Consider the following 2,949-nt stretch of genomic DNA (forward strand, 5'->3'; position numbering starts at 1 on the left):
TTGCCAACAAAGAAGTAATTCTTACTAACTCATAAAAATTAAGCCCCTTGATATTGGGGCTTTTTTTATTCAAAATAAATACTCACACATATCTCACAATAAGAACAGGACATTTTGGTTCACTTTGGTTTCGAGAATAAAAAATAGATATACATAATTTGCTTATTTAATCAAAGTAAAACTTATTGAATTTTCTATTAATTAATCGAAAATAAACACCTCTACCTATTCCTTTATATTCCCGTAAAATTTGCAAATTCTTCTGTTGAAACAGATGGGTGTGTCTCATTGTTTAAGTACTCTCTGATTTTGGATATGAGGTTCTCAAATCGTCTATCACCCTTGTCAATGATTCGCTAAAACTCCTTAGGGTAAATTCATCTTTTGAAAAAGCTAAAACTTTATCTATGCTTCGGCAAAGATTCAAAGATACCGCTATGAATTGCTCCGGTTTTTATAAGACCGGGCTTATACATTGGGTTTGAATAAAACAAATGCATATTCTTTATTGGCATCAAAATATGCTTGTACAATTTTCATTTTTGATTGACTCGCAATTTCTTCAATATCGCTCCAAAAAAACTTTTTTGAAATCTCGGTATGAATGGCTTCGAAAGCATCAAAAGCAACAGTAAAACCATCTGGAAATTGCACGGTTTGTTTTTTTAGGCTTATTATCTGGCTGGATGCAATGCCTGAAATGGGATTGTAAAAAGGGAAATGATCAAAATTAGAGACCTCAAAATTTGCACCCAGTTCCCGGTTCATTCTTTCCAATAAATTGAGGTTGAATTGCTTGGTAACCCCTTTTTTATCATCGTAAGCTGCAATGATTTTTCGGGGGTGTTTCACCAAATCAAAAGCAACCAGAAAGAAATCGTTTTCATTGAGGTTTGACCTAATAAGGTTAAAAAAATCAACGGCCTCTAAGGTGGGAAAATTACCAATATTAGCTCCTAAAAAGAGCACCAAACGGCCGTGAGAGGTGGGTGCTATATCTTTGTAAGTCTCAAAATAGTTGCCGGCTATGCTCGTATGATTTAAACCTTTTATAGCCCCTTTTAATTCACTTTCATTTATTGCTAAAATGTTGGGTGAAATATCCATTGCCACATATTCCATAGGTTTGAAGTAAGGTGCAAACTGCTTGAGTAAATGCTTGGTTTTAGTGCCATCGCCTGAACCCAATTCTACAATTTGAAGGCCGGTATGTAATGCTGAAATATCTTTGGCAATTTGTTTACTCTGATTTTGGATGATTTGCATTTCACAGTGTGGGAGATAGTACTCATCCAGTTTCATTATTTGTTGAAAGAGTGCATCTCCCCGGGCATCGTAAAAATACCGGGAGGATAATTTCTTGGGCGATTGGCTTAGACCGTTTTTTATGTGAGTTAAAAATTCTTGCATTGTGTTTTATTTTTTAACCAAACGGATTCCCGAAAAAATCCACCGACTTGAAGCGTGAAAAAAATTGCGATAAGTGGCACGATCGTGGCCTTTTGGAGTCGCCACTGAAGCTCCTCTAAGTACTGTTTGGTTCATCATAAATTTACCGTTGTATTCACCCAATGCGCCATCTACCTGAGTAAACCCCGGGTAAGGTTGGTAAGCAGAGTTGGTCCACTCCCAGAGCTGCCCCCAGTTTAATTGTGAAGCTGCAATTTCCCATTCAAACTCGGTGGGTAATCGCATCCCCTTCCAGGCTGCAAAAGCAAAAGCCTCATACATAGAAATGTGGGAAACAGGGAGGTTGGGGTTTAAAATTTCCAGGCCATTGAAATGGTACTGATACCATGCGCCATCTTTAAAATGCCAGTAGAGCGGGTGTTTAATTTGATTGTTTTGAATAAAGTGCCAACCTTCATCGTGCCACAGATTAAAATTGTGGTAACCACCATCTTCGATAAATTCTAAAAATTCACGATTGGTTGTTAGTTTGTTACTGATTTCAAAGTTTTCTATATATACTTTATGTTTCGGTAATTCATTGTCAAAACAGAAACCGTTGCCATTGTGACCAATTTCATAGATGCCTTCTGAAAACGATAACCATTTGTGATTAAGATTTACTTCTTGAAGGACATATTGCTTGCCAATTTGAGGAAAAGTGGGTTGGGCACCTAAGATGTATTTGATGTCATAGGCCAATAATTCCTGATGTTGTTGCTCATGGTTGATGCCTATTTCCACTAAAATCAAGACTTCATCGATGGGATTGGTGTCAAGTAAATTCACGATGGCATCTGTAACATAGTTGCGATATTCATAAACTTCAGACACCGTTGGGCGGGTCATAAAACCACGATTTTGCCTCAGTGTACGCTCGCCCATATTGTTGTAATAACTGTTAAAGAGAAACGCGAAATCAGGATGATATTCGTTGTATTTTTTGGCATATTTCACCAAAACAAACTGCTCAAAAAACCAGGTTGTGTGTGCCAGATGCCACTTTGGGGGTGATACTTCTGTAATGGGTTGCACGACATAGTCTTCTATTTCCAGTAGAGCACAACGTGCTTCTGTTTCTTGACGCGTTTTAAGAAATAGATCTCTAATTTTCATTATTTTTCAATTTTAACTCCATTCCAAAAAGCAAAATAACCTTTAATGTCTTTTGCCGGGTGTTTTGGGTTGGGATAATACCAAGCGGCATCTTTATTGGTTTCTCCATTTACTGTAACTGATTTATAACTCGCTTCACCTTTCCAGGGACAGAACGTGTGGGTGTCACTATCCACAAAAAATTCAGAATTAAGACTTTCAACGGGAAAATAATGATTGTTTTCTATAACGATTGTTTCGTTACTCTCTGCCAGGATTTGATTGTTCCAGATTGCTTTCATTGTGTTTGTTTTTTTTCTAATTTAATATTTTTATCTAAGTTATTGGTAGTTTTTTATTGTGTTTTTTTTTAGAAACTCAGGACTATTTTAAATCAAAAGTCAA

The 2,949-nt window shown here is 36.6% G+C and carries 3 protein-coding genes; all 3 read right to left on the reverse strand.

From position 1 onward, the window contains the following. Window positions 1-468 precede the first annotated feature (468 nt). From AC6F75_RS08765 to AC6F75_RS08775, 3 genes are read right to left on the reverse strand one after another with little or no spacing between them, the layout of a single operon-like run. Window positions 469-1,410 (reverse strand): L-histidine N(alpha)-methyltransferase, encoded by a 942-nt coding sequence (locus AC6F75_RS08765; RefSeq protein ID WP_500714629.1) that lies wholly within the window; start codon window positions 1,408-1,410, stop codon window positions 469-471. A 6-nt stretch (window positions 1,411-1,416) separates the two neighbouring features. Beyond that, window positions 1,417-2,565 carry an ergothioneine biosynthesis protein EgtB gene (egtB, locus tag AC6F75_RS08770; RefSeq protein WP_500714630.1) on the reverse strand — a complete coding sequence of 383 codons (1,149 nt, stop codon included), beginning with the start codon at window positions 2,563-2,565 and terminating at the stop codon, window positions 1,417-1,419. Beyond that, the gene (locus tag AC6F75_RS08775; RefSeq protein WP_500714631.1) at window positions 2,565-2,867 is read right to left on the reverse strand and encodes a DUF427 domain-containing protein; all 303 of its coding nucleotides are present in this window, start codon (window positions 2,865-2,867) and stop codon (window positions 2,565-2,567) included. The genes egtB and AC6F75_RS08775 overlap by 1 nt, the downstream gene beginning before the upstream one ends. Window positions 2,868-2,949 lie beyond the last annotated feature (82 nt).

The sequence above is a fragment of the Planktosalinus sp. genome (assembly GCF_059864935.1).